The sequence below is a fragment of the Nonomuraea sp. NPDC005501 genome, from assembly GCF_040605905.1.
GTDB lineage: Bacteria > Actinomycetota > Actinomycetes > Streptosporangiales > Streptosporangiaceae > Nonomuraea.
Window position 1 is genome coordinate 1 of sequence record NZ_JBEXDT010000128.1, and the last position, 19,856, is coordinate 19,856.

Here is a 19,856-nt window from a genome sequence, read left to right on the forward strand (position 1 = left end):
ACCGGGCCGCGGGACGCCGGATCGCCGAGGCGCTGGCGGTCCCGCTGCGGCTGCTCACACACCAATCGGCGTGTTGACCTCGGTCTCCGCCGGGGACTCGTACTTGTACCCGTAGCCGTCATAGCGACCGGCCTTGGCCGGTATGAAGTTGAGCACCGTGCCGACGACGCGGGCATTGACCCTGGACAGCAGCTCGGTGCCGCGCACGATGTGCTCATGCCGGGTCCGGCCGTGCCGGGCCACCAGGATGGTCCCGTCGCACAGGGCGGACAGCGTGGCCGCGTCGGTGACGGGCAGCAGCGGCGGCGCGTCGATGATCACGATGTCGTAGTCCGCGGTGAGCTCGGCCAGGAGCTGCCGCATGCCGCCGGAGCCGAGCAGCTCACTCGGGTTCGGCGGGATCTGGCCACACGGCAGCACGAACAGCCGCGACTCGCCCCACGTCTGGATGACGCTCTGCAGGCTGACCTTGCCGATGAGCACGTCGGTCAGGCCGATACCGCCCTCGATCCCGAAGTAGTCGGGCAGCCGGGGCCGGCGCAGGTCGCCGTCCACGAGCAGGACCCGCCAGCCGGCTTGGGCGAGGGCGATAGCGAGGTTGGAGGAGGTGGACGACTTGCCCTCGTTGGGCAGGCAACTCGTCACCACCAACGATTTGGGCTGCCGGTCCACGCCGATGAACTGCAGGTTGGTACGCAGCGACCGGAACGCCTCCGCCCGTGACGAGCCTCCCTTGCGGCGTACGATCAGCGGGTGGTTCTTGGCGCTCCTCTCGTAGGCGATGATCCCGAGCGTGGGCCTCTGCGACGCCTCCCGCAGCGCCTCGGAGGTCTTCACGGTCGTGTCGAGGCGGTCGCGCAGCGCCAACGTGCCCATCGCCACCAGCAGCGCGATGATCAGGCCGACCGCCAGGTTGATCAAAGGGCGCGGACTCACGGGCATCTCGGGCACCCTGGCCGGGTCCACCACCGTGACCTTGACCGTCGGACGCTTGCGCGGAAACGGCCGCTCGATCACGTCGATGAGGTCGGCGAACCTCTCGCCAAGGGCGTTGGCCATGCGTGCCGCCTGCTTCGGGTCACCGTCGACGACGGTCGCACGCAGCAGCACGGTGTCGGGCACGGCCTCGGCGGTGATGTTGTCCCGCAGGCGGTCGATGTCGCTCTCCGTGCTCCCGGCACTCGCGATCTGGCCGACGAGCCGGCGGCTGGTGAGCAGGTTCGCGTACGACTTCACGCGCTGCTGTGACAGCAGGACGGCCTGGTAGGCCGTTGCCGTGGTGGTCTCCTTGTCGTGCGCCGAGACCAGCATGGTTATCGTGGCGGCGTATCTGGGCGGGGTGTGCTCGGTGACCGTGACGGCCGCGGTTCCGCCTATGATCAGGGCGAGGACGAGGAGCAGCCAGTTCCTGCGCGCCAGCCGGGTGCAATACAGCAAATTCACGGGATCACCGCCGCCTTTCGCGGATTCTCGGAGAGTGTCGGAAGTGTTCGACCGGCAGGTAGATGCTGACGCCTTGGAGCATGCCGACGAGCGCGACAGCGGAGCCGCTCGCGAGCAGGGCCGTGACGAGCGACGGCAGCATGCCCAGCGTCATGGCGAGGCAGAGGGCGCCCGAGAACGCGGCGGCGAGCCCCAGGACCGTGGCGGCCCCTCGCGGCCGCACGCCCCTGCGGCACAGCCGGTGCGAAACGTGGTCGGTGCCGCCGCTCAGCGGTGACCGTCCGGCACGCAGGCGTGACAGGAAGACGACGCCGGTGTCTACGGTTGCGACGAAGGTCGGCAGGAGCAGCCCCGATATCACGACGCCGGCGCCCTGGCCCATCACGAGCATGACCGCCGAGCAGGTGAGCCCGAAGCCGATGAACAGGGAGCCGGAGTCGCCCATGAAGATCCGCGCGGGCGCCCAGTTGTGCGGCAGGAACCCGAGTCCCGCGCAGGCCAGAGCGGTCAGGAGCAGGCCCAGCGGCATGTGTCCGCGTGCGAACGCCACCGCGGCCAGACATCCAGCGGTGCAGGTCGTGACAGCGCCGAGCGCCCCATCCATGTTGTCGAGCAGGTTGAAGGAGTTGGTCATGACGACGATCCACATCACCGTGACCATGACATCAACCCAGCCGCCGAACAGCGTGACGTGGACTCCGGACAGCACGACGCCGGTCGCGGCCGCGGACTCCACGATCAGCCGGGTGACGGGCCGCAGCGGCCTGATGTCGTCGATCAGCCCCACCAGGGCAACCGCCGCCGCGCCCAGCATGATGGCGGTGACGCGGTAGTCCATCACGCCGTCCACGGCGGCCAGCGCGGCGGCAGGGGCGAGCGCGCCGACCGCGATGGCGACCCCGCCCAGGTACGGGGTCGGACGGGCGTGCGCCTTGTTCGCCCCCGGCCGATCGGTCAGGTCCCAGCGCAGAGCCAGCCGCCGCAGCGGAAAGACCGCCGAGCAGCTGATCAGGAACGCGGCGACGGCCGCGGCGAGGATGGGTGTCGTGTTCACCAGACGGACGCCGCCAGACGGCCGCGGGTGTCCTTGACCACCTCGGACAGAATCTCGTCGAGGTTGCGCAGGGGCGTCCAGCCGGTGAGCTCGCGCAGCCGGGTGGTGTCCGGCACGCGACGCACCATGTCCTCGAAGCCCTGTCGATACGCCTCGTCGTAGGGGATCATCTTGATCGCCGAGGTGGATCCGGTGTGGTCGATGACAGCCTTGGCCAGCTCCAGGATGCTCACCTCGGCCGACGAGCCGATGTTGAAGGTCTGCCCGACGGCGTTCTCCAGGTCGAGCAGTCGCAGCAGCGCGTCCACGATGTCGATCACGTGGGCGAAGCAACGGGTCTGGAGGCCGTCGCCGAAGACCGTCAGCGGACGGCCGGTGACGGCCTGCTCGACCAGCCGGGGGATGACCATGCCGTACGCGGGACTCTGCCGCGGGCCCACGGTGTTGAACAGCCGGACGACGATGGTCGGCAGCCCACGCTCGCGGTGATAGGCGTTGGCGAGAATCTCGTCCACGGCCTTCGCCGTGCTGTAGGCCCAGCGGACCACGGCCGGGGAGCCGAGGATGCGGTCGGCGTCCTCACGCAGCGGCCCCGAGGAGTTCTTGCCGTAGATCTCACTCGTGCTGGTGATGAGGATCTTCTTGCGGTACCGGTGCGCGGCCTCGATGACGATCTCCGAGCCGCGGATGTTGGTCGTCAGGCAGCGCAGCGGCTGCTCGACGATGAGCTTGACGCCGACGGCCGCGGCGAGGTGGACCACCACGTCACACTGGTGGACCAGTTCGTCGATCACCAGCTCGTCGAGGACGGAGCCCTGTACGAAGCGGAGGTTCGGATGGGGCCGGAGGTTCTCGCGGCGGCCGGTGGACAGATTGTCCAGGGCCACGACGTGGTCACCCCGGGCGAGCAACGCGTCGGCCAGGTGGGATCCGACGAATCCGCTCCCACCCGTTATCAGATAGGTGCTCTTGGCTGCTGTGCTCACAGGCTTCCCCTAGTCACGTGCGTGGATGAGTTCGTTGCCGGGGGGAAGCGAAGATCGGGCGACACGGCGGGCTCATGGGAGATCGCTCTCTCGAACCACTCCACCGTTCTGCGCAGCCCGTCCTCCAGCGGTACCGGGCACACCCGGGGGAACAGTTCGCGCAGCAGGCCCGCCGAGGCCTGGGACTCCCGGATGTCGCCCCTGCGGGCGGGCAGGGACTCGTGCTCCAGTGGTTTCCCCAGCACGTCGCTCAGGGCGTCACGCAGTCGCAGCAGGGTGATGCGTGACCCGAACGCGAGGTTCACCGGTCGCGTGCTGGTCACCTGGCGGACGGCGGCCTCCACGAGCACGTCCGTGACCGAGCCGACGAAGGTGAAGTCGCGTGCCTGCTGCCCGTCGCCGTGGATGGGCAGCGGCTGTCCCGCCAACGCCGCCGAGACGAAGGCGGGGACGACCGCGGCGTAGGCGTGGCCGGCCGCCTGCAAGGGGCCGTACACGTTGAAGAAGCGGAACGGCAGGACCGGCAAGCCGAAGCTCGCGGCGTAGGCGATGGTGTACGCCTCGGTGGCGAGCTTGCTGGCGCCGTATGGGCTGAGCGGCCGGGTCGGCAGGTCCTCGTGCTTGCACGGCGCGTCGCTCTGGCCGTACACGGAGGACGAGGACGCGACGATCACGTGCTTCATGCCCGTGCGGCAGGCGTCTAGCACGGTGAGCGTCCCCGTCGCGTTCACGGTATGGGAGGCCACGGGGTCCTCCAGCGATCGCGGCACGGAGGGACGGGCCGCGAGGTGGACGACTGTCGTGGCGTCCTGGACGAGCTCGGCGACGAGGCCGCGCTCGAGGATGCTGCCCTTCACCATGTTCACGTCGACGCCTGCGACGTTGGCGAGGTCACCTGTGCTCAGGTCGTCGAGGACGGTGACGGCTTCGATTTCAGGCCGGGCGGTCAACGCCCGGCAGAGGTTGGCGCCGATGAAACCGGCGCCTCCTGTGACGAGGACTCTCATCTGCTCATTCCCCCGTGACGGCGATAGCGGCGGGACGTCCCCGGGCCGCGCCCAGGGAGCGGTAGAGGGCCTCGGTGTCGGAGACGAGGCGCTCGACGGCGAACGCCTTGCCCGTCCACTGGCGCGCCGCCTCCCCCATGCGGTGGGCGAGCCCCGGATCCGACAGCAGCCGCAGGGTGTGCTCGGTTAGCTTCGGCGCCTCGGCCGGGGCGAGCAGCCCGGTCCGCCCGTGCTGGACGACCTCGGCCACACTGCCCACGGCGGTGGAGACGACGGGGGTGCCGGCCATGCCGGCCTCGATGAGCGACAGCGGCGTGCCCTCGTTGTCGGAGGTCAGCAGCACCAGGTCGGCGGCCGAGTAAACGGTCTCGACGTCATGGCGCCAGCCGAGCAGGTGGAAAGAGCCACGCACTGGGCCTAGGCCGCGTTCGAGCTGATCCTGCAGCTCACCGCCACCGCAGACGAGGAAGCGGCACCCGGGCATCGCCTGGAGCACTTCCCTGGCGACCGCGACGAACCGGTCGGGCCGCTTGATCCTGGTGAGCCGGCCAACATAAGCGACGACCGGGACGTCCAGCGGGAGATTCAGCGCTCGCCGAGCGGACGCGTGGTCGGGACATGGGCCGAGCCGCACTCCGGGCGGGATGACCGTGTACTGCTCGGGACGGCCGATCCCGGCGGCGAGCAGGTCGTCGCGGACCTGGGCCCCGACGGTCACCAGCCGGTCCGACATCGCCGCCAGCCAACGCTCGGAGCGGACGTAGACTGACCTTTTCAGCGGCGAGAAGTAGCCGTCGAGCAGGTGTCCGTGGAAGACGTGCACCCGGGCCGCCCGCACGCCCGAAAGGCTCACGGCCACCCGGCCGAGCGCGCCGGCCTTGGCGGTGCGGGTGTGTACGACGTGCGGGCGGAACTCCCGCATGGCCGCCGTGAGCCGGGCCAGCGCCCGGTAGTCGTCCCACGGCCTGACGGACCTGCCCAGGCCCGGCACCCGGTGCACGGGCACCACGGAGTCCTTGAGGTCCAGATGGTCGCCTTCCGCGGCGTCGACCTGACCGGTATAGAGACGGTGGTCGAACTCGGCCGGATTCAGCCGCTCGGCCAGCCCTGTCACCTGCGTCGCGGGTCCGCCGACATTCAACCGGGCAATGATTTCCATGACGCGAATCCGACTGTCCGGTTTCATGCGGGCTCCTCCGTGATGGGCCTCATTCACGTCCGAGAAGCTAACGATGAAATGGGGTTGTTCCACGAACGGCGTCGCGGTGGTGGTGAAATGTTTCCCCGCTCCCTACCTGCGCGTGATCGTGCATGTTCCCGGGTGCACCAATTCGCCGGGAAACGGTGGCGCCAGTGGCTGTTGCAGAGGTTCAGCGGATTTGCGACATAGGACACTGGAAAATCATCCGCAAGTGGAGGTAAGCGACGCTCCACGGGCACCTTCCGGGGCGCTGCCGGCACGACTCGCGCGCTAGCGTCGCCGTCACACAGTCCGCTCGTCAGCCGCCGGCTCGGCAGCCCGGCCCGACCCGATCCCGAGCGAACCGAAGGTGGCCTCTCCGTGGAATATCTCATCGTCGCCGGCGCCGCGGTAGCGCTCGTCCTCATCGTCAAGTCGAGCCTCGACACCTCAGTGACGGGGCGTGCGCTCCCGGTGCTGGTGCTCGCGTTCATCGCCCGGCTCATCGCGCACCTCGTGGTGATACGCGGCGGCATCCTGGACTACGGCGGCGACAATATCTACTACGAGCTCAAGGCCCTGGAGATCGTCGACTACTGGCAGCGGGAGGGCTTCCAATACGTCACCTCCGACCAGATCAGCGGGCTGAGCGCGGTCACCGTGCCATGCCAGGTGTTCGCACTCGTCGTCTATCTATGCCAGGGACCGGCGCCGCTGGCGTGCACGGCTGTCGTCGCCCTGCTGGCGTGCGGACTGTGCGTGGTCCTCTACCGGATCGCCCGGTTGATCGGCGTCGACGAGCGGGCGGCGTTCAAGCTGCTGGTCCTGACCGCCTTCATGCCCGCGTTCCTGGTGCACACCTCCGACATGTTCAAGGACGGCTTCAACGCCTTCCTCGTCCTGGCCTGTCTCGGGCTCGGATTGTCCTGTGTCAAGCGCTTCGACGTGCGCAAGCTCGTCGCGCTCGGCCCGCTGCTGTGGGCGCTCTGGCACGTGCGGCCGTACATGGTGTTCATGTGCGCGGTGCCGCTGGTGCTGGGCGTGCTGATCGCCAGGCGCGGGATGTCCGTGCCGGCCGCGGGCATCGTCGCCGTTCTTCTCCTGGCGGCCCCGGCGTTCTTCCTCACGCCGCTGGAGACGATGCAAGCCCAACTCGAGTACGGCCAGTCAGCCGCCATCCGCAACGCCAACGCGCTGGCCAACTCTGGCATCCACTTCGCCGACGGCGGCAGCGCGTGGGAGTCCCTCCACGTCAAGGTGCTCTACACCCTGCTCGCGCCGTTCCCCTGGACTCCGGGCAGCCTCACGCTGCAGCTGGGGAAGATCGACGTGCTGCTCTGGTACTACGTGCTCTACAGCGCCGGCCGGGGGCTCCCCCGGCTCTGGCGCCAGGACAGGAGGACCACGCTGGTTCTCCTCCTCTTCATCATCCCGAGCACCGTCGTCTACGCCACCAGCATGGCCAACATCGGGCTGATCTTTCGGCAGCGGATGCCCATCGTCATGGTGGTGAGCCTACTCGCGGCACTCGCCTGGACCAGGAGCCTCGCCCAGCAGAACCGGTCGGCCGGGACACCGCAGGCGGTGGCCGACACCTCACCCACGATTGGAGTCACTTGATGCACACCGACATGCCCGGCCATCAGACCGGGGACATTACAGGCCGCGTCGCGGACCCGCGTGACCGCTTCGCCTTCGGCGACAACTGGCTGGACTTCGTCGAGCTGGTCGACGAGCGACGCGTCGCGCAGGCGGAGGCATCGCTGACCGGTGCGCTCGGACTCACCGACCTCCGGAGGCGCACGTTCCTGGACATCGGATGCGGCAGCGGCCTGTTCTCGCTCGCCGCAAGCCGCCTCGGGGCCCGCGTCCACTCCTTCGACTACGATCCGAGCTCGGTCGCCGCGTGCGCCCGGCTGCGCGACACCTTTGCCCCCGGCGCCGACTGGACTGTCGAGCAGGGATCCATCCTCGACGGCGACTACACGCGCGGGCTGGGTGTGTTCGACATCGTCTATTCCTGGGGGGTGCTGCACCACACAGGCGCCATGTGGCAGGCGATCGAGGCCGCCTCCGCGCTCGCCGCGCCTGGCGGATCGCTGTTCATCTCCATCTACAACGACCAGGGCCCGGCCAGCCGGCTGTGGTGGCGGGTGAAGCGGCGTTACGTGCACTCGGGACCGCTGACCAGGCGGGCGCTCGTCGCCGCGGGTAGCGTGTACTTCGGGGCCCGGGGCACGACCGCGGCCGTGGTCAAGGTGATGTCCGGCGACACCCCGGGTCGTGCCCGGCCGCGTGGGATGTCGGCCCGGCACGACTTGGTCGACTGGATCGGCGGCTTCCCGTTCGAGGTGGCCTCGCCCGAAGCCGTCTTCTCGTTCCTGTACGAGCGCGGCTTCACGCTCCGCCATCTCAAGACGTGCCGGGGCGCCCTTGGGTGCAACGAGTACGTCCTGACCGCGCCTCGCGGCTGACCGCCTGGTGACTCGTCAGGGCTTCGGGGCGGCGCGGCCGGGCAACGGCAGCAGCGCGGCCGCTGCCCGCAGGTCAGACGCCTGCGGGAGCAGCTCCCGCCATCCCGCTCCGGATGCCCTGGCGAACCAGGCGACCTTGGTCCCCGCCACCACCGCATAGCTGACGGACGCGGAGACCGCCGCCCCCGACGCCCCCCACCGTGGGACCAGCACGACGTTCATCGCCACATTGCCCGCCAGCGCGACAACCGGGATCAGCGCCATGGTGAGCGGGCGGCCGAGCCGCACGAGGAACTGCTCGGCCGGTCTGGCCAGCGACAGCGCGACTGCGCCGGGGGCCAGCAGCAGCAGCGGCGCCACACTGCCTGCGTACGCGGGGCCGTACAGGAGCGGGATCAGCACAGGAGAGGCTATCGCCAGCCCGGCGATGGCCAGGCTTGACAGCAGCAGGTTGAAGCGGAGCGCGCGGGCGGTGACGCGGCTGGCGTCCGGCTCGTCCTCCACCGCCTGGCGGTGCAGCGTCACCTGCGTGATCGCGTCCGTCGGCACCCACGCGAGGGCCATGAAAGCGCCCGCGACGGCGTACAGGCCCACCTCCGCGGGTGAGATGAGCGCGTTCAGCAGGAAGATGTCCACGTTGAGCAGGAGATGCTGCGCCAGCAGCCCGATGTGGTAGCGGCTCGACAGGCCGAGCTGCCGCCAGGCGAGCGACGCCTTCCCCTGCATCCCCGCGAGGCCGAGGGACCGGACGAAGAGCACCGACGGCACCATCGTCGAGACTGTCCAGGCGATCACCGCCCCGGTCAGGGTCAGCCGGTTCATGACCGCCAGCGTCGCCACCGGAAGGGCGAGGGCGAGCGCCGAGGCGACGACCGACCGGTTGGCCAGGCCGGTGCGGAACTGCAAGAGCGCGATGCCGGCCAGGTTGATCGAGGCCACGCCGAAGGGCACCGCAAGCAGCGTCACGAGCAGTAGCTCCGACACCGGAAGCCCGAACGCGACCACGACCTGGAAGGTGCACAGGGCGGACAGCGCACCCAGGATGATCCCCATGACGAGGCCGTTGGCCGCCAGGAACCGATGAAGCGCCGGCTTGTGCCACATGGCGATCTGCGACTTGTTCATCGACAGGTGGCCCGCGACGATCGCGATCGTCGCGGTGGTGGTGATCATCGCGTAGGCGCCCCGCCCCTCCGGCTGGAGGGTCCGGGCGATGAGGATGGTGGCCGCGGCCGAGAGCGCCAGGCGCAGCGCCTGGGTGACCGTCGTCTGCACGATGCGGACGGCGGTCACGCTCCCGGCTACGGCGCTGGGCATCCCGCCTCCGCCGGGACGGCCGCGGAGGGCGCGTGGGCCCGGTGCCACAGCTCGAACTGCAACAGCGTCCACAGCCGGCTGCCGTGGTCGGCGCCCTCCATGTGCCGCCGCAGCAGGTCACGCACCGCTCGTGGCCGGAACATGCCCCTTCCGCGGGCGGTGTCGTCGGTGAGCACGTCGTATGCCAGTTCCCGCAGCTCGCCGCGCAGCCACGCGGCGAGCGGCACTCCGAAGCCCTGCTTCGGATAGGTGAGCAGCTCGTACGGCAGCCACGGGGCGACCGCCCGCTTCAGCAGGACCTTGGTCTGGCTGCCGCGCACGTTGAGCCCGGCCGGGAGCCCCGCCGCCCACTCCATCAGGTGGTGGTCGAGGAACGGCGAGCGGGCCTCCAGCGAGTTGGCCATCGTCGTGATGTCCACCTTGACCAGCAGGTCGCCCGGCAGGTAAGTAAGGGTGTCGACGTCCAGGGTCCGGCCCAGCTCGGTGTCGGCCGAGGACCCCTGGAACGCCTCGTCCATCAGCCCGTAGCTGTCGATGCCGGCCAGGCGGCACAGGAGCTCGGGGCTGTAGATGCGCGCCTTCTGCTCCGGTGTGAAGCACGACATGAGATGCGGATAGCGGCGAGCGGGGGGCGTCGCTGCGAACTGCAGCAACCGGCCCAGCCTCCTGGTCCGCGAGCCGTACACGCTGCGCTCCGTGATCAGGCTGCCCGCCCGGCCGGCCAGCGATGCCAGCGGGGCCGGCAGGGCCGGAATCATCCTGGACCGGTTCATGAGCGTGTAGCGCTGGTAGCCTCCGAAGCACTCGTCGCCGCCGTCGCCGTTGAGCGCGACCGTGACGTGCTGCCGACTGAGCTGGGCCACGTAGAACGTGGGGATCGCGGAGGAGTCAGCGAAGGGCTCGTCGAAGTGCCAGGCGAGCCGTGGCAGCACGTCCAGCAGGTTGGGCGTGACGATCAGCTCGTGGTGGTTGGTCCCGTACCGGTCGGCGATCATCCGGGCCTTGTGGCGCTCGTCGTAGCGGTCGTCGTCGAACCCGATGCAGAACGTCTTCACCGGCTCGCTGCTCTGCATGGCCATGGCCGCCACGACCGCGGAGGAGTCGATGCCACCCGACAGGAACGCCCCGATGGGCCGCTCGCTGACCATGCGGATGCGGGTGGCCTCCAGGAGCAGCTCGCGCAGCCGCTCCTCCTCCTCCCGCACGTCCAGCACCGGGCGCGTCACCCGGTCGAGCTGCCAGTAACGGCTGACCGTGACCTCACCCCGCTCCCAGACGAGCACGTGACCCGGGGGGAGCTTGCGCACGCCCTCGTAGATGGACGACGGCGCGGGGACGTACTGGTAGGTCAGGTAGTGATCCAGCGCGACCGGGTCGATCGCACGGGGCATCCCCGGATCCTGGGCGAGCGACTTGAGTTCCGAGCCGAACCAGATGGAGCCGTGATCGGACCGCCAGTAGAGCGGCTTCTTGCCCACCCGGTCGCGGCCCAGCACGAGCCGCTGCCTGTCGCGGTCCCAGACGGCGAAGGCGAACATGCCCCGCAGCCGGTGGACAAGGTCGGCGCCGTGCTCCTCGTAGAGGTGCACGAGACACTCGGAGTCTCCCGTGGTGTTCAGCCGGTGGCCGCGCCGCAGCAGTTCCTCTCGCAGCTCGGCGAAGTTGTAGATCTCGCCGTTGAAGACGGCCACGATGCTGCCGTCCTCGCTGTAGACAGGTTGATCACCGGTCTCGACGTCGATGATGGCCAGCCGCCGCATGCCGAGCGCCGCGTGCTCATCGCCGTAGAAGCCCTCGCCGTCCGGTCCCCGGTGCACGATCACGCCGCACATGCGGCGGACGAGCTCCGGATCGGGACGTCGGGTCGATACCATTCCGGCTATTCCGCACATCGGTCCTCCGCGAGAAGTCGTTGGTACAGGTCGACATGCCGGCCGACCATGGCCTCGACGCCGAGGTGCTCGCGCGCCCAGTCCCGCGCCGCGGCTCCCAGCGAGGCGGCGCGAGCCGGGTCGTCGAGCAGCGCGAGGACGGCGTCCGCCAGTGGACGGGCGCCGTAGGCGGGGACAAGCACGCCACGCGTCTCTCCCAGCAGTTCCGGCGTACCGCCCACCGCGGTGGCGACGACGGGCCGGCCCGCGGCCATCGCCTCCATGACCGCGTTGCTCATGCCCTCCGTGAGCGAGGGCATGACTACCGCGTCGGCGCGCGGGAGCAGTGGGGCGGTGTCGAGACGGAAGCCGTGGAACCGGGCGTCCACGCCGAGGTCGGCCGCCTGCTTCTCCAGGGCCGCGCGCTCAGGCCCGTCTCCGACGAGGACGAGGGTGCAAGGCCTCCCGCGCCTGCCCAGCAGCGCGGCCGCCTCGAGCAGGAAACGGTGTCCCTTCGCCTGATGGAGGTTGGCGACGCAGAGGAGCACCGGGAACGGCGTGTCGACGTGCTCCGGCGCGACCGGGTCGAACGCCGAGTCGGGCAGCCCGTTGTGGATGACGCTCAGCTTGCGGGCCGGTACGCGCTCCGTCGCACGGGCGTCCTGGGCGACGGCCGTCGCGTTGGCGACCACGTGGTGGGTCAACCGGGTGGCCAGTGTCTCCAGCGCGAAGACCCATCTGCGTCCGCGTTTGAACAGGCTCTGGCTGCGGCGGCCGGCGACGACGACGGGCACCCGTGCCAGCCGGGCCGCGGGCGCACCCAGCACGTAGCTGGCGTACAGGAAGGCGTGCAGCACCTGCGGCCGGAGCCCGCGCAGCAGCCGCACCAGGCGGACGACCGCCCGGAGGTTGGCGAGCAGCGCCGCCGGGCTCGCCCCGATCGCGCCGAAGCCCAGCTCGTGCACGTGGACACCGGTCCGGCACAACCGGTCGGCGTACGGCCCCCCTCTGTGGAGGGCGATCACGTGCGTTTCGATGTCCCGCGCCAGCAACCCTTCGGCCAACAGGGACACCTGGGCCTCCGTGCCGCCCAGGCCCAGCTCGTTGATCAGGAGGACGACCCGCCGGAGGCTCGCCACGCCGGCCTACTTGACACCGCGGACCACATGGAGCCCGCGGTGACGTTCGATCGTGACCTCGCGCAGGCCCAGCTCCCGGGTCCACCGTTCGAGGCGCCTCCGGGGTTGCGGGCTCTCGTACCGCGGCGCGAGCCAGTCGAAGGTGTCGAGCACCGACCAGGCGCGCCGGGTCGCCTTGTTGGGCAGGGGGAGGTGCTGATGGTTGGCAACCGGGATCAGCCGGGCGAGGTACGGCCCTACCAGCGGGGTGGCGCCGAGTGCCGTGGACAGCGGCAGCAGCGGCGGAGCGGTGCGCTTCACCCAGGAGTACAGCGTCTTGGGCGGCAGGCGCTTCGTCACGGGCCGCAGCAGGTGGCGCGGGTGCAGGTAGGCAACACCGGCGGCATAGACGTCGATGCAGAACCGGCCACCCGGCCGCAGGTAGCGGAAGAGGGTCTTGAAGCTGCGCTCGACGTCCGGCGTGTGCTGGATGACGCCGAAGCACAGCAGGTAGTCGAAGGACTGCTGCGGGAACGGCATCTCGTAGATGCTCGCCTGGACGAGCCGCAGGTTGGGAAAGCCGCTGTTCGTGGCGTTGTTGGCGTGCACCGCGCTGGAGATGTCGAACGAGGTGACCTCGGCACCCATCCCGCACAGGACCTCGGTGAACCGTCCGGCTCCGCTGCCGCACTCGAGCACGCTCTTGCCGCGCAGCTCCGTGGCCGACCAGCCGCTCTGGGCCAGCAACCGGTCGCGCGATATCGGCACGCCGGAGTGGGAGTCGAGCTGCGTCAGCCGGTGCTGGTTCCACTGGTATCCGAATCCCGCGGCGTAGCTGTCACGGGGCACGAACCGCGGAACCCCGCGGTCGACGGGATAACCGACCGCGCACGAGTCACAGTGGAGCTCGCCGTTGTCGCGGAGGGTGCCACGGCAGCGCGGACAGCGCAGCGCATCGCACCAGGAAAGGGTCGCACCGCCGCCAGACGCTTGTGGTGAAGGAGTCATTCGACGGCCTATCTCGTGGAGCGGCGAGGACGGCGCGAAGACGCCGACCTCGATCACGAACAGCCATACTACGGAATGTAACCGTCCCGACACGCACCCGCGCCGGGCGTGTCTCAGCGAATACCTCATGCCGCCACACCTGCGGAAACCCACGAGAAGGCCGCACGAGCGCTGTCGCGCCGGCGGCGGCGCCCGCGCATCCTGCGCTGGGCACCACGCCGCGCTCCGCGCCTTCACCGGCATCACGCGAAAACGTAACCCTTGCCGGGACAAAGGACTGGCAAGGGTTACGTTCGCGCCCGGGCGTCCCATAGTACGTAATGTGGTCAGGCGATCAGCCTGGCAGACATGGCCAATCTCCTGCCGCTTCGCAAACCCGCGACGCGCCCTTGGGAAACCGCAACTGACGCGGGACCGGGCGAATCCGCCACCCGACAAGGACCTCCATCCGGACGATCATGGTTGCGGCGCCTCCTGACGTCCGGCCTGCTTCCCGCCGCGTTCGCAGCCCTGCTCACCGCGAGCGTGCTCACCTTCTACGGCGTCTCCGCCCGAGACCTCGCCGTCTTCACCGCCTACCTCGTCCTGGCCCTGGTGCTCCCGGGGACGCTGCTGGTCAGGGCCCTGCACGGCGGCAGGCACACGCAGGCGGAGGAGATCACGCTCGGCCTGACCCTCGGCTACGCCGTGGAGGTGCCGGTCTACATCGCGGCCAGGGCCCTGGGACAGCCGCTCCTCGTCCTCGTCTGGCCGGTCGCCACGTACGCCGCCTTCATCGCCGTTCCCCGGCTACGGCGGCACTGGCGCGCCACGGACCGTCCGCGGGCGCCGCTGTGGTGGTCGTGGTCCCTCGCGGGGTTCGTGGCGTACCTGCTCGCCTGGAGCTCCCTCACGTTCTTCCGGCTGCATGCCATGACCTGGCCGCAGGCCGGGACGTCGTTCATCGACATGCCCTTCCATCTGTCGTTGATCGGCGAGTTGAGGCACCACGTGCCGCCGGCGATCCCCACCGTCGCGGGTGAGCCTCTCTCCTACCACTGGTTCGTGTTCGCGCACTTCGCCGCGGCGAGCTGGGTGACAGGGGTCGAGCCGCTGGTGCTGGCGTACCGGCTGGCCGTCCTGCCCATGCTGGTCGCGGCGGTCGTCCTGACCGGCATGCTCGGGCAGCGGATCATCGGCAGCCGCGCCGGAGCCTGGCTCTCGGTGGCCGGCCTGCTGTTCGTGGCGATGCCGAGCCTGTACGCCAACGCCAACGGACTGCTGCTGTGGACCGGCGTGCAGCACATCGTGTGGGCCAGCCCCACCCAGGCCTTCGGCGCGCTCCTCGTGGTCTTCGTCCTGCTCCTCCTCACGGAGCTGCTCACCGAGCCCCGAGCCCGCACCGCCGGGCACTGGCTGCTGCTCGGTCTCCTGCTCGCCATAACGATGGGCGCCAAGGCGTCGTACCTGCCGCCGCTCGTGGCCGCCCTGCTTCTGGTGGCCGTGGTCGAGGCCGTCCGGCGACGCTCGCCCCGGCCCGCGCTGGCCGCCCTGGGGATGGCCGCCTGCTGCTTGGTCTACGCGCAGTACGTCCTGTTCGGCAGGGCGACCCAGGGCATGGCCGTCGATCCACTCGCGCTGGCGCGCAAGACGTGGCAGATGCTGACCGGGGTCACGGCCGAGCCGGCCTGGCCGTCGGTGGCCGCCATGACGGCGGTCTTCCTCGCGGGCTGGGCCATCACCTGGTGCGGCACCTTCGGGCTGCTGTCCAAGCCGCTGTCCCTGCTCCGGCCGGACACGACGCTCCTGGCCGGCATGAGCGGAGCCGGTCTGGCCGCCGGGCTCCTCCTTGGCAGCACCCATCTGAACGAGGGCTACTTCATCTGGTCCGCCTACCCGTGCATGGCCGTACTGGCGGCCCACGGGCTCCTGACCGTCGTCCGCCGGGAGCGCCCGTCGCTCTGGGCGATGGCGGGCGCGGCCGCCGCCGGAATGGCCGCCGTCCACCTCGTCCGCCTGCTGACGGGGACCGTGGTCCCGCTCGGGCCGGGCCGGAGCGATCTGCCCCTGTACATGCCCTACATCGCGCTGGCGGGCGTCTTCGCGCTGGGGGCCGCGTCCCTGATGGTGATCAGGACCCGGCGCCGCGCGTGGTCGCTCCTGCTCGTGATGGTCATGGCGGCCGGTGCCCCCGCCGCGTGGCAGGTCCGGGTGAGCCTGCTCCGGCAAGGAGTGGGCGAGAGCGTCTTCCACGGGGCGGCCCGGCCGGCTCCGGACCTGGTGCCGGAAGGTCTGCTGGAGGCGGCGCGCTGGCTGCGCGACCACTCCGGAGCGGACGACCTGATCGCCGTCAACACCCACTGCCTCTGGGGCCACGAGAGCCCGTGCGACAGCCGCCAGTTCTGGGCCTCTGCGCTCACGGAGCGGCGGGTGCTGGTCGAAGGGTGGGCGTACACGGCGACGAACCTCGCCCGCGAGATCCCCGGCGTGCCGGTGCTGAGCCACCCCTTCTGGGACGAGGAACTGCTTCGGACCAACGACGCCGTCTTCCGTCATCCCTCGGCCACCGCCGTGCGGCTTCTGCGCGAGCGCTACGGAGTTCGCTGGCTGCTGGTCGACGAGCGCGCGCCCGGTACGGCGTCGCGGCTCGGCGACTTCGCGCAGTTCCGGTACCGCGCCGGTGACTACGCGGTCTACCAGACAGCCGTTCAGACAGCGCGACAGTGATCGGGCTCAACGTGTCCAGTGCCGACCGGACGACCGCTGCGCGGTCGCGACTACTCCTGAAGATGACGCTGACCTGCATCGGCCTCGGGGCGGTGTGCCTGGCGGGCCTGTCAGGCGCGGGCTCGGGACCGGTGGCGGGCGCCCGCGCCGCCCATGCGGCCGTGGCGCCGGCCGGTGCCCGCACCGCTGACGCCGGAATGCCGGCTGACAGCAGATCGCCGAAGCCCGAGCGGCGCGAGAAGGCGCCGAGGGGCCACCGGCGCTCCTCGACGCATCGTGAAACGGCCTCGCCGCGCGGCGAGACCGCCTTGGCGCCTGCGAACGCTCCACGTGCTTTCCGCCAGCGTGGGCAGGCGGCGGGCAGGAGAGCGCGAGCGACCTGCCCGCCGTCGTCCGTCATCTGCATCGAGAACAGCCTGCCGGGTAACCCCTCCACCGAATGGGGCGTCACCGGCTCGGGCGACTCCAACATCCAGGGCTACGCGACGCAGATGAGCGTCAACCACGGCGCGACCGTCCAGTTCAAGGTGAACACGGCCGCCACCTCCTACCGGCTCGACATCTACCGTATCGGCTACTACGGCGGCATGGGGGCGCGGCTGATCGCCACGGTCAGCCCGTCCGCCACGCTGCCGCAGACCCAGCCCGCCTGCATCACCGACGGCTCCGTCGGCCTCATCGACTGCGGCAACTGGGCGGTGTCGGCCTCCTGGGCGGTGCCGGCCTCGGCGGTCTCGGGCGTCTACATCGCCAAGCTCGTCCGCACGGACGGGACGACCGGCGCCAGCCAGATCATCTTCATCGTGCGCGACGACGACCGGCAGTCCGACCTGCTGATGAAGACGTCCGACACCACCTGGCAGGCGTACAACGGCTACGGCGGCAGCAGTCTCTACCTGCGCAGCGGCAACCCCGCGCGTGCCTACAAGGTCAGCTACAACCGGCCCTTCACGACCAACTGCTGCGAGTGCTGCGCCGGCGGCAACGAGTCCTGGTTCTTCTCCATGGAATATCCCATGATCAGGTGGCTGGAGGCCAACGCCTACGATGTCAGCTACACCTCCAGCATCGATGTGGCCAGCACGCCCCAGGAACTGCTGGAGCACCGGATCCTGCTGTCGGTCGGCCACGATGAGTACTGGTCGGACAGCATGAGAACGAACTTCCAGAACGCCCGCGACAGCGGAGTGAACCTGGCCTTCTTCTCCGCCAACGAGGTGTTCTGGAAGACCAGGTGGGAGAACAGCATCGACGGGTCCGGCACCCCGTTCCGCACGCTCACCTGCTACAAGGAGACGCACGCCAACGCCAAGATCGACCCGAGTCCGCAGTGGACCGGAACGTGGCGAGATCCCCGCTTCTCCCCCCCGTCGAACGGCGGACAACCGGAGAACGCCCTGACCGGGACTCTGTTCCGGATCAACGGCGTGGTGAACGACGCGATGACGGTGCCGGCCGCGTACGGGCCGATGCGGCTCTGGCGCAACACGTCCGTCGCGACACTGCCCCCAGGCGGAGTCGCGACCTTCCCGGCGGGAACGCTCGGCTTCGAGTGGGACGAGGAGCCCGACAACGGGTTCGCACCCGCCGGCATCGCCCGGATGTCGTCGACCACGCTGTCCACCACGACGAAGTACCTGCTCGACTACGGCAGCACCTACGGCGCCGGCACGGCGACCCACAGCCTCACCCTCTACAAGGCACCGAGCGGCGCATTGGTGTTCAGCGCGGGAACCATCCAGTGGTCGTGGGGGCTCGACGCCAACCACGAGCGGCCGGGAACGCCCACGAACATCTCGATGCAGCAGGCGACGGTCAACCTGTTCGCCGACATGCACGCCCAGCCGGTCACCCCGCAACCCGGCCTGGTGCCGGCCACCCCGTCCACGGACACCACGGCCCCGACCACGGCGATCACGAGCCCGTCGAACGGCGCCACGCTGTCGAACACGGCGCCCATCACGGTCCAGGGGACGGCCGCCGACGCCGGAGGCGGCGTGGTGGCCGGCGTCGAGGTCTCCTTCGACGGCGGTACCAGGTGGTTCCAGGCGACGGGACGCGAGAGCTGGCAGCTCACGTGGACACCCGGCACCAGCGGCCCGGTCACGATCCAGGTGCGCGCGGTGGACGACAGCGGAAACCTCCAGGCCAACCCCGACGAGGTCGTCGTCACCGTCACCGCGTCCGTCTTCGCGGCGAGCACCACGCCCGCCAACGACTCGCTCAACGGTGGCGGATCGGTGGAGCTGGGCGTGAAATTCCGCACCACCACCGCCGGGACGATCACCGGTGTGCGGTTCTACAAGGGGCCGGGCAACACCGGCACGCACGTGGGCAACCTGTGGAACGCGAGTGGCACCCGGCTGGCCACGGCCACCTTCACGAACGAGACCGCGTCCGGCTGGCAGGAGGTGACCTTCGCGACCCCTGTCACGGTGAATCCCAACACCACCTATGTCGCGTCGTACTTCTCTCCGACCGGCATATTCGCGGGAGACACCCCGTTCTTCGTCACCGAAGTGGTGCGCGGTCCTCTGACCGCGCTGGCCAACGGTGCGGACGGGGGGAACAGCGTGTACGCCTACGGCGCCGCATCCACTTTCCCGACGAACACGTATCAGTCCATCAACTACTACGTCGACGTGGTGTTCTCGCCGACGGTCCAGCCGGAGAAGAACCTGTGGAGCGCCACGACCGTCCCGGCCGTCCAGTCCCACAACGACGCCAGCTCGGTCGTCCTCGGCGTGAAGTTCCAACCGTCCGTGACTGGCGTCATCAAGGGCATCCGCTTCTACAAGGGCCCGCTCAACACCGGCACGCACGTCGGCACGCTGTGGACGACCGGCGGCACCCAGCTCGCCAGCGCCACCTTCACCAACGAGACGACGACCGGCTGGCAACAGGTGAACTTCGCCACGCCGGTCCGGGTCACCGCGGGCACCACGTACGTCGCCTCATACCTGGCGCCCCAGGGCGGGTTCGCATACGACCTGCAGTACTTCGGCACCGACTACCGGAACAGCCCGCTGACCGCTCCGGCCAGCGGCTCCGTCGGCGGCAACGGCGTGTACGCCTACAGCGGGACGAACACCTTCCCGTCCAACACGTACCAGTCGACGAACTACTGGGTGGACGTGGTCTTCGCGCCGTCATCCACTCTGTGGAGCACTACGGCGGTGCCCGCCGTCCAGTCCAACCCCGGCAGCGCCTCGGTCGTCCTGGGCGTCAAGTTCAGGTCCTCGACGGCCGGGACGATCAGGGGCATCCGCTTCTACAAGGGCCCGTTCAACACCGGCACGCACGTGGGCACACTGTGGACGACCGGCGGCGCCCAACTCGCCAGCGTCACCTTCACCGGTGAGTCGGCGTCCGGCTGGCAGGAGGCACTCTTCGCGTCACCGGTCACGATATCGGCGAACACGACGTACATCGCGTCGTACTTGGCGCCGCAGGGCAGGTTCTCGTACAACGTGTTGTACTTCACGACGCCCTACATCAACAGCCCGCTGACCGCAGTCGCGGACGGCGTGCAGGGAGGCAACGGCGTGTACGCCTACAACGGGACGAACACCTTCCCGACGAATACCTTCCAGTCGGCCAACTACTGGGTCGACGTGCTGTTCGACGCCGCGTAGCGCAGGCCGCCGCGCACGCATGAGGCGCCGCTCCGTCGTGACGATCGGATCGTCACG

13 protein-coding genes and 1 pseudogene are annotated in these 19,856 nt (G+C 69.7%); 4 read left to right on the forward strand and 10 right to left on the reverse strand.

Annotation, left to right across the window (positions count from 1 at the left end):
* Nucleotides 1-54 precede the first annotated feature (54 nt).
* The 5 genes from ABZS51_RS38420 to ABZS51_RS38440 are packed head-to-tail and all read right to left on the reverse strand — an operon-like array spanning nt 55 to nt 5,649.
* Nucleotides 55-1,443, reverse strand: a complete 1,389-nt coding sequence (locus ABZS51_RS38420; protein WP_355451998.1) for a polysaccharide biosynthesis tyrosine autokinase — start codon at nt 1,441-1,443, stop codon at nt 55-57.
* A 4-nt stretch (nt 1,444-1,447) separates the two neighbouring features.
* Complete coding sequence (locus ABZS51_RS38425; protein WP_355452001.1) at nt 1,448-2,497, reverse strand: MraY family glycosyltransferase; 1,050 nt, start codon at nt 2,495-2,497, stop codon at nt 1,448-1,450.
* Nucleotides 2,494-3,483, reverse strand: coding sequence for an NAD-dependent epimerase/dehydratase family protein (locus ABZS51_RS38430; protein WP_355452004.1), 990 nt, complete (start codon nt 3,481-3,483; stop codon nt 2,494-2,496). The genes ABZS51_RS38425 and ABZS51_RS38430 overlap by 4 nt, the downstream gene beginning before the upstream one ends.
* Nucleotides 3,480-4,490: an NAD-dependent epimerase/dehydratase family protein gene (locus ABZS51_RS38435; RefSeq protein ID WP_355452007.1), complete on the reverse strand. Its 1,011-nt coding sequence runs from the start codon at nt 4,488-4,490 to the stop codon at nt 3,480-3,482. The genes ABZS51_RS38430 and ABZS51_RS38435 overlap by 4 nt, the downstream gene beginning before the upstream one ends.
* A gap of 4 nt (nt 4,491-4,494) precedes the next feature.
* The gene (locus ABZS51_RS38440; protein ID WP_355452010.1) at nt 4,495-5,649 is read right to left on the reverse strand and encodes a glycosyltransferase; all 1,155 of its coding nucleotides are present in this window, start codon (nt 5,647-5,649) and stop codon (nt 4,495-4,497) included.
* 402 nt (nt 5,650-6,051) lie between these two features.
* Here ABZS51_RS38440 and ABZS51_RS38445 point away from each other — a divergent pair, with 402 nt between their 5' ends.
* Nucleotides 6,052-7,290, forward strand: coding sequence for a hypothetical protein (locus tag ABZS51_RS38445; RefSeq protein ID WP_355452013.1), 1,239 nt, complete (start codon nt 6,052-6,054; stop codon nt 7,288-7,290).
* On the forward strand, nt 7,290-8,144 hold the full coding sequence (locus tag ABZS51_RS38450; RefSeq protein ID WP_355452016.1) for a methyltransferase domain-containing protein: 855 nt from the start codon (nt 7,290-7,292) through the stop codon (nt 8,142-8,144). The genes ABZS51_RS38445 and ABZS51_RS38450 overlap by 1 nt, the downstream gene beginning before the upstream one ends.
* Before the next feature lie 15 nt (nt 8,145-8,159).
* Here the strand turns inward: ABZS51_RS38450 and ABZS51_RS38455 are convergent, their stop codons facing one another.
* From ABZS51_RS38455 to ABZS51_RS38475, 5 genes and pseudogenes are all read right to left on the reverse strand, one after another.
* A complete protein-coding gene (locus ABZS51_RS38455; RefSeq protein ID WP_355452019.1) occupies nt 8,160-9,461 on the reverse strand; it encodes a polysaccharide biosynthesis C-terminal domain-containing protein in 1,302 nt (433 codons plus the stop codon).
* On the reverse strand, nt 9,446-11,335 hold the full coding sequence (asnB, locus tag ABZS51_RS38460) for an asparagine synthase (glutamine-hydrolyzing) (protein WP_355452022.1): 1,890 nt from the start codon (nt 11,333-11,335) through the stop codon (nt 9,446-9,448). The genes ABZS51_RS38455 and asnB overlap by 16 nt, the downstream gene beginning before the upstream one ends.
* A 5-nt stretch (nt 11,336-11,340) precedes the next feature.
* Nucleotides 11,341-12,471 carry a glycosyltransferase gene (locus ABZS51_RS38465; protein WP_355452025.1) on the reverse strand — a complete coding sequence of 377 codons (1,131 nt, stop codon included), beginning with the start codon at nt 12,469-12,471 and terminating at the stop codon, nt 11,341-11,343.
* Between the two features lie 6 nt (nt 12,472-12,477).
* Complete coding sequence (locus tag ABZS51_RS38470) at nt 12,478-13,299, reverse strand: class I SAM-dependent methyltransferase (protein WP_355452034.1); 822 nt, start codon at nt 13,297-13,299, stop codon at nt 12,478-12,480.
* A gap of 24 nt (nt 13,300-13,323) precedes the next feature.
* Nucleotides 13,324-13,770: pseudogene (locus ABZS51_RS38475) on the reverse strand (hypothetical protein); the annotation flags it as partial.
* A gap of 150 nt (nt 13,771-13,920) precedes the next feature.
* On the opposite strand from ABZS51_RS38475, the gene ABZS51_RS38480 reads away from it, so the two are divergent.
* On the forward strand, nt 13,921-16,164 hold the full coding sequence (locus ABZS51_RS38480) for a hypothetical protein (protein WP_355452028.1): 2,244 nt from the start codon (nt 13,921-13,923) through the stop codon (nt 16,162-16,164).
* A gap of 62 nt (nt 16,165-16,226) precedes the next feature.
* On the forward strand, nt 16,227-19,799 hold the full coding sequence (locus ABZS51_RS38485; protein WP_355452031.1) for a DUF4082 domain-containing protein: 3,573 nt from the start codon (nt 16,227-16,229) through the stop codon (nt 19,797-19,799).
* The last annotated feature ends 57 nt before the right edge of the window (nt 19,800-19,856 follow it).

Excerpts from the sequence above, each read along its gene's own strand:
- ABZS51_RS38435 (WP_355452007.1), bottom strand. The coding sequence starts at position 4,490 with ATGAGAGTCCTCGTCACAGGAGGCGCCGGTTTCATCGGCGCCAACCTC.
- asnB (WP_355452022.1), bottom strand. The coding sequence starts at position 11,335 with ATGGTATCGACCCGACGTCCCGATCCGGAGCTCGTCCGCCGCATGTGC.
- ABZS51_RS38455 (WP_355452019.1), bottom strand. The coding sequence starts at position 9,461 with ATGCCCAGCGCCGTAGCCGGGAGCGTGACCGCCGTCCGCATCGTGCAG.
- ABZS51_RS38450 (WP_355452016.1), top strand. The coding sequence starts at position 7,290 with ATGCACACCGACATGCCCGGCCATCAGACCGGGGACATTACAGGCCGC.
- ABZS51_RS38485 (WP_355452031.1), top strand. The coding sequence starts at position 16,227 with ATGACGCTGACCTGCATCGGCCTCGGGGCGGTGTGCCTGGCGGGCCTG.
- ABZS51_RS38440 (WP_355452010.1), bottom strand. The coding sequence starts at position 5,649 with ATGGAAATCATTGCCCGGTTGAATGTCGGCGGACCCGCGACGCAGGTG.